At 70.4% G+C, this 7,090-nt stretch carries 6 protein-coding genes; 1 reads left to right on the top strand and 5 read right to left on the bottom strand.

Annotated features, from left to right (window positions below; all coding sequences use genetic code 11):
- Positions 1 to 9 precede the first annotated feature (9 nt).
- The 5 genes from LRG07_RS08170 to LRG07_RS08150 form a co-directional block, all read right to left on the bottom strand.
- Entirely contained in the window at positions 10 to 2,004 is a 1,995-nt protein-coding gene (locus LRG07_RS08170; RefSeq protein ID WP_201242690.1) for a DedA family protein, read from the bottom strand.
- Positions 2,005 to 2,148: 144 nt separating this feature from the next.
- Entirely contained in the window at positions 2,149 to 3,429 is a 1,281-nt protein-coding gene (hemL, locus tag LRG07_RS08165; protein WP_201172158.1) for a glutamate-1-semialdehyde 2,1-aminomutase, read from the bottom strand.
- A gap of 42 nt (positions 3,430 to 3,471) precedes the next feature.
- Positions 3,472 to 4,101, bottom strand: coding sequence for a thiamine phosphate synthase (thiE, locus tag LRG07_RS08160; RefSeq protein ID WP_201172160.1), 630 nt, complete (start codon positions 4,099 to 4,101; stop codon positions 3,472 to 3,474).
- A gap of 7 nt (positions 4,102 to 4,108) precedes the next feature.
- Positions 4,109 to 4,279: a rubredoxin gene (locus LRG07_RS08155; protein WP_201172163.1), complete on the bottom strand. Its 171-nt coding sequence runs from the start codon at positions 4,277 to 4,279 to the stop codon at positions 4,109 to 4,111.
- A gap of 33 nt (positions 4,280 to 4,312) precedes the next feature.
- Positions 4,313 to 5,593 carry an MFS transporter gene (locus tag LRG07_RS08150; protein ID WP_238634027.1) on the bottom strand — a complete coding sequence of 427 codons (1,281 nt, stop codon included), beginning with the start codon at positions 5,591 to 5,593 and terminating at the stop codon, positions 4,313 to 4,315.
- 149 nt (positions 5,594 to 5,742) lie between these two features.
- Between LRG07_RS08150 and LRG07_RS08145 the strand changes: the two genes are divergently transcribed.
- Positions 5,743 to 7,032: a DEAD/DEAH box helicase gene (locus LRG07_RS08145; RefSeq protein WP_201172170.1), complete on the top strand. Its 1,290-nt coding sequence runs from the start codon at positions 5,743 to 5,745 to the stop codon at positions 7,030 to 7,032.
- The last annotated feature ends 58 nt before the right edge of the window (positions 7,033 to 7,090 follow it).

Here is a 7,090-nt window from a genome sequence, read left to right as displayed (position 1 = left end):
CGGGGGGGGTCAGCGACCAGCGTCGCCGGACAGGGCCCGGGCGGGCAAGATGCGGATCGGCTGTGCCGGCTCCAGGATGCGTAGATCCCCCGTGGTCAACAGCCGATCCACCACACGGATGCGCTCACCGGGTGTCACCGGCCGAGACTGGATCGCCGCCACCGGCCAGCCGCTCTGGATGCGCTCCACCTCCAGGCTGACCAGCCACACCGATGCCGCCTCGCCCGTGACGCTCATCGGCGCCGGCCACAGGCGCAGTACCAACCGTCGCTCCGAATCGGCCGGTATCACCCGAATCAGCGCCGGCAGACGCCCCCGGTACCAGCGCGGCAGCGGCGCCATTCGGTACAGATCCGGCTCCGGCTGCAACCAGCGCAACGCCCCGTAGAGGCGGCGCTGGGGCTCCTGCCAGCCGGCTTCATCGAGCCGGGCAACCAGTGTCTCCGGCTCCGCCAACCACTGCAGGTCCACCGCACGGCGGCCGCCGTCAAGCCAACGCAGTTCCCGTCCGAACGGGTGCGCCGGCCCCACCTCCAGCCACTCGGCAACCGTCAGCTCCGGCGGATCGGCCTGGGCGACGAAGCGCTGGCGCTCCTCGGGGAGGATCAACGCCGCCTTCACCACCACCCCAGCCACCAGGACCAGGGCCACGATGGCCGGCAAGGTTCGCTCCGGAAGGCGCCGCTGTGAAGCCGTGCGCGCCAGCACCACCAGCCCGGCGATGACCACGCCCAGCAGCAGGCCGCCCACCGCATCCGCCAGCCACAAATCCCCGACCACCACACCGCCGATTGCGGCCAGCAGCGGGATCCCCACCCCCACCACCTGCACCGGGCGGCGCAGCGGCCCGTAGGCCACCGTGGCCAGGACCCCTGAGGCCAGGACCAGCGTCGTGAAGCCGGCCAGCGCCGGCGACGGGAAGGCCAGCGGTGGGGCGCCGCGGTAGAGCGTGGCGGTGCTCAAGTTGCCACTGACCACCCCCAGCAGCACCGCCAACAGGGCCGCTGCAGGGACGATCAGGCCGAGCACGGCGGCCACCCGCAGGCGACCGCCCCAGGCCACCCAGGCCACCCCGGCCAGCCAGGCCGGCACCCAGGCCTGCGGCTCGAGGAGCAGGGCCGGCATGACGAAAGCCGCGCGCAGGCCGGTATCCAGTTCGCTCATCAGCACCGCCAGCAGCGCCTCGTCCACCAGCGTTGGCCCGCCCCACCACCCCTGGTACAGGGTCAGCACCATCAGGGCGAGCAGCGCCGCCCACCAGATCCACCCGGCGCCATAACTGAATGCGCGCAGGGCGTGGCGCGGACCACTAAGCACCTGGGCGGCCACCGGATGAACCCGTCCCCAGGCCCGGGCCCGCCAGGCGATCAGGGCCGCCGCCCGGCGCAGGCGCGGCGCGATCAGGTGGCGCGCCAGCCACCAGCCGGCCCAAACAGCGATCAGGGCGATCAGCAGCAGCGCCCCAAGGCGCAGCGACACCGATGCGGCCACGGCCAGCGAGGCGCCGAAGACCATCCCTGGCAGCAGGTAGGCCGGCGCCCAGAGCACCGCCGAGACCAGGTTCACGAGCAGGAAGGGCCGCGGCGGCATGTTCATCATGCCGGCGATGGCCGGGATGATCCCCCGCACCGGGCCCACGAAACGTCCAAAGAAGAGGCTCTTGCCACCGTGAGCAGCGAAGAAGGCGTCCCCCTTGGCGAGGGCACCGGGGTAGCGGCGCAGCGGCCAGTAGGTGCGCAGCCGATCGCCGAAGTGGCGACCGAGCCAATAGCTGATGGAGTCGCCGACGAAAGCCCCGGAAAAGGCGGCGACCAGACTCGGCCATAGCTCCAGATGCCCGGTGCCCACCAGGGCCCCCGCGAAGAACAGCAGCGTGGCACCGGGGACGATCAGACCGGCCACCACCACCCCCTCGCAGAGGGCGATGAGGAAGATGACCAAGGTGGCCCAGCCCGGGTGAGCCGCCACCCAGTCGAGCAGACCGGCGATCCAGGAGAGATCCATCAGTTCGCTGCTCCAGGCTGTCGGTCCCCGCTCGGGACAGACCTGCCCGCAGATAAAAAGATCCGGAGGGGCCGCAGCCCCGCCGGATCCGTGGATGCGCAGGTCCGGGCCGGCAGCGGCCCACCCGCGCGCGCCCGCACCCGCCTAGACGCGGGCGAAGGCACGCTCGGCGGCGTCCAGGGTCTCCTGCACCGCCGTGTCGTCGTGGGCCAGCGAGACGAAGCCGGCCTCGAAGGCCGCCGGCGCCAGGTAGACGCCCTCTTCCAGCATGGCGTGGAAGAAGCGGTTGAACGCCTCGAGGTCGCAGGCCTTGACCTGGTCGAAGCGGGTGACCGGCGCGTCTTCCGTGAAGAACAGGCCGAACATGCTCCCGGCCTGGTTCGTGGCCAGCGGGATGCCGGCGGCATCGGCCCGCTCCTTGATGCCGTCGACCACGCGCGTGGTGGTCTGCTCCAGACCCTCGAACGCCCCCGGGGCGGTGATCCGCTCCAGGGTCGCCAGCCCGGCGGCCATGGTCACCGGATTGCCGGAGAGCGTCCCGGCTTGGTAGACGCCACCGGTGGGGGCCAACCCTTCCATGATCTCGCGCCGGCCGCCGAAGGCGCCCACCGGCATGCCGCCGCCGACCACCTTACCCAGGCAGGTCAGGTCCGGGGTGATGCCGTAGCGCCCCTGGGCGCACTGCGGCCCGACGCGGAAGCCGGTCATGACCTCATCGAAGATCAGCAGGGCGTCGGTGCGGTCGCAGACCTCGCGCAGCTTCTCCAGGAAACCGGGCACCGGCGGCACGCAGTTCATGTTGCCGGCCACCGGCTCGACGATCACCGCGGCGATCTCGCTACCATGCTCGTTGAAGCACTGCTCCACCGCCTCGATGTCGTTGTAGGGCACGGTCAGGGTCTCGGCGACCACAGCCTCCGGGACGCCGGGGCACCCGGGCACGCCCAGGGTCAGGGCCCCGGAACCGGCCTGGGCCAGCAGCGCGTCGACGTGGCCGTGGTAATTGCCCTGGAACTTGACGATCTTGTCGCGCCCGGTGAAGCCACGAGCCAGGCGCAGGGCGCTCATGGTCGCCTCCGTGCCGGAGTTGACCAGGCGCACCATTTCCAGCGACGGCACGTGCTGGCAGAGGGTGCGGGCCATCTCCACCTCGAGTTCCACCGGGGTCCCGAAGGACAGCCCACGCGCGGCGGTCTCCTGCACGCGCCGGACGATCTCGGGATCCGCGTGACCGGCGACCAGCGGCCCCCAAGAGCAGACGTAGTCGACGTAGCGCTTGCCGTCCACGTCCCACATGTACGGCCCCTCGCCGCGCTCGAAGAAGATCGGTTCGCCGCCGACCCCCTTGAACGCGCGCACCGGGGAGTTGACACCGCCGGGGATCAGCTCCCGGGCCTGCTGGAACAACTGATGGGTGCGCTGCATGGGTACTCCTCTTGTCTTGTGATTCGGTCTCGGGACGGGATTCTACCGACTGCGCTGCCACTGGGCGACGAGCTGCCGGGCCGCCGCCTCCGCATCCTCGGCGGCGAATAGCGCGCTGACCACGGCAGCGGCGTCGGCCCCTGCGGCGGCCACCTCGTGGAGGTTCCCGGCGTCGATCCCGCCGATGGCGACGGTCGGACAGCCCGTGGCCTCGCGCCCGGTGCGCAGCAGCTCCATGGGCGCCAGGCCGGACTCCGGCTTGGTCGGCGAGGGGAAGACACTGCCGAAGGCCACGTAGTCCGCCCCCTCGGCCACCAGCCGGCGGGCCCGCTCCAGGTCGTCGTAGCACGATACGCCGATCCAGGCGGCATCGCCCAGCCGCTGCCGGGCCGCTGTCACGGAGCCGTCGTCGCGGCCCAGGTGGACCCCGTGGGCCCCGACGGCCTCGGCCAGGGCCACGTCATCATTGACCAGGAATAGGGCATCCGCGTCCGCGCAGAGCCGACGCAGCGCCGTCGCCTCACGCCGCCGACGCTCGCCGTCGTCACCCTTATCGCGGTACTGGACGATCCCCACCCCGCCGCGCAGCACGGCCGCCACGGCATCCTCGAGATCGGGGCGGGGCTGGGTCACCGCGTAGACCCCCGTCAGTTGACTTGCTCGCTTCTCCACGTCGACCTCACACCTCCATCGGCTCGAAGGCCTCCTTGCCGGCGCTGCACTCCGGGCAGAGGAAGCCCTCCGGCAGATCCTCAAAGGCAGTCCCCGGCTCGATCCCCTCGTCCGGGACCCCCTGACTCTCGTCGTACATCCAGCCACACACGGTACAAACCCAGACACGCTCGGCCACGACGGCCCCTCCCTGTATCGATTCCGACCCGCCTCACTCTACCAAAGCCTGTCCCCGTGCCCGACCCCGCGCCTCGTCGACCCCCAGGGCGACCAGGAAGGCACCGGCGAACAGCACCGCACACAGCAGGATCGCCGACTGCAGGCCGACGGCCGCCTGCAGCGCACCAACGCCGACCAAGCCGCCGGCGGCGGCCAGCTTGGTCGCCAACCCCCAGAACCCGAAGAACTCCGCGGCGCGCCCCGGCGGTGCGAACAGGCCCACCAGCGTCCGCCCGGCGGACTGGCACGAGCCCAAGGCCAGGCCGGCAGCCACCCCGGCGGCGAGGAACACGTACTGTGCCTGCCACTGCGTGCCCAGCCAGCGGTTGAGCGCTTCGGTCAGCTCCGGCGTGAGCCAGATCAGCAGGATCGCCGCCACCCACATCACCAGGGTCACCATGTAGGTGCGCTTGGCACCGAAACGATCCTGGGTCAGGCCGAAGCCGATGGCACCGGCCGCCGCCGAGAACTGGGTCACCACGAACATGATCAGCCGGGCCCGCTCGTCCCAGCCGATCACCTGGGCCCCGTAGATGAAGGCGTAGGCGATGACGATGGCCAGCCCCGACATGGCCATCAGCAGTGAGACCATAAACACGGCCAGATCGCGCAGGTAGCCGAGGCTGCGCAGGGTGCGCCCGACACGCTCGGCACCGAGCCGGATATAGCCCCGCCCGGCCGGCAGCCGGCGCGCCTGGCCGCGCTCGCGCAGCCACAGGAAGGTGGGGATGGCACAGATCAGGAAGAACGCGGCGGCGAAGGGCCCCACCCAGCGGATGCGGTCGAAGTTCTCCTCACTGACCTCGCCGAGGACCAGCACCGTGAACGCGGTGGCGAACAGCCCGCCGATGTAGCCCAGCGACCAGCCCAGCCCCGAGACCCGGCCCATCTCCCGCGGCCCGGCGATATCCGGCAGGAAACCGGCGATGAACGCCTCGCCCATGGAGTAGGCGTAACTGGAGATCACGATCAGCACGAAACCGAGGACGACGTATCCCGGCTCCACCCAGTAGAGCGCCGCGGTGGCGGCGACGGTGGTGATATAGCTGAGGAAAAGGAAGCGGCGCTTGGCCGCCGCGTAATCCATGACCGCGCCGAAGATCGGCGCGGTGGCCACCACGCCCAGATAGCTCAGCGCCAGCGCCGTGCTCCACAGCAGGTTGCCCAGCCGGTAGTCGTCGCCGCCGTCGCCGACGATCACCCGTGTGAACAGGTCGCCGTAGATGACGGTGATGATCAGCAGGGTGTAGGCCTGATTGGCGAAATCGAACATCGCCCAGCCGAACACCTCGCGCCGCGGCGCCCTGCTCGTTGCCCAGACCACGGGACCTCCCGCCAATCGGCCACCTTACGCCGGACACCGTACAGGGAGAGCCGCCCGGCGGCTAGCGGGCGGCGGCGGAGTCCGGTACCCTGAACGGCATGAGCGAAACTCACCTGACCGATCAGCGTTTTACCGACCTACCCATCCACGACGCGGTGCTCGACGGACTCGATGACGCGGGCCTGACCCACTGCACCCCGATCCAGGCGGAGACCCTGCCCCGGACGCTGGCCGGCGGCAACATCGCCGGCGAGGCGCAGACCGGAACCGGCAAGACCGCCGCCTTTGTCATCGCCACCCTCCACCATCTGATGAGCCATCCGGTGGACGAGGACGCCGTCGGCCCCTGGGCGATCATGCTCGCCCCGACCCGCGAGCTGGCCCTGCAGATCTACCACGACGCCGAGCAGATCGGTGCCTACACCGGCCTGAAGTTCGCCGCCGTCTACGGTGGCACCGGCTACGATTCGCAGCGCCAGCAGCTCCAGGACGGGGTCGATGTCATCATCGGCACACCCGGGCGGATCATCGACTTTTACAAGCAGAAGGTCTTCAGCCTGCGCAACATCGAGGTGGTGGTCCTTGACGAGGCCGATCGCATGTTCGACCTCGGCTTCATCTCGGACATCCGCTTCCTGCTCCGGCGCATGCCCCGGGCCGAGCAGCGGCTCAACCTGCTGTTCTCCGCCACCCTCTCCTACCGGGTCATGGAGCTGGCCTGGGAGCACATGGGCGACCCACCCCGGGTGGCGGTAGAGAGCGAGCAGCGCACCGCCGATCACGTCCGCCAGACGCTCTACCACGTGGCCAAGGAGGACAAGACCTCCTTCGTGGTCGGGCTGCTGCAGCACATCGACCCACGGCGTACCCTGATCTTCGCCAACACCAAGCGCGCCGCCGAGCGCCTGGTGGGCTACCTCAAGGGCAACGGCATCGAGGCGGCGGTCATCTCCGGCGACATCCCGCAGAACAAGCGCGAACAGCTGCTTGAACGCTTCCGCAGCGGCGATCTGCCGGTGCTGGTCGGCACCGACGTGGCTGCTCGCGGGCTGCACATCGACGCCGTCAGCCACGTCATCAACTTCGACCTGCCCAACGATCCGGAGGACTACGTCCACCGCATCGGGCGCACGGCGCGTGCCGGCGAGAGCGGCGATGCCATCTCCCTGGCCTGCGATGAATACGTCTTCTCGCTGCCGGACATCGAGGCGTACCTGACCGAGAAGATCCCCTCGGCGCCGCCGCCGCAGGAGTATTTCGCCGAGCTGGCGCCGCCGAAGATGCCGCGCAAGCCGCGCAACGGCGGAGGCCCGCGCCGTTCCGGGGGGCAGAACGGACGTGGACCGTCTTCGCGCCGGCGCAGCAGCGGGGCGCGGAGTTCGCGCTGAGGCGTCTGGTCTCGCCCCGCGCGGGCGTGTCATAGTCGGAGGCGAGGGGCGCGACCGC

The organism is Halorhodospira sp. 9622, from assembly GCF_022228025.1.
GTDB classification, from domain to species: Bacteria; Pseudomonadota; Gammaproteobacteria; order Nitrococcales; family Halorhodospiraceae; genus Halorhodospira; species Halorhodospira halophila_A.
The sequence above is the reverse complement of the archived record's forward strand: the minus strand, read 5'-3'. Positions and strand labels throughout refer to the sequence as shown.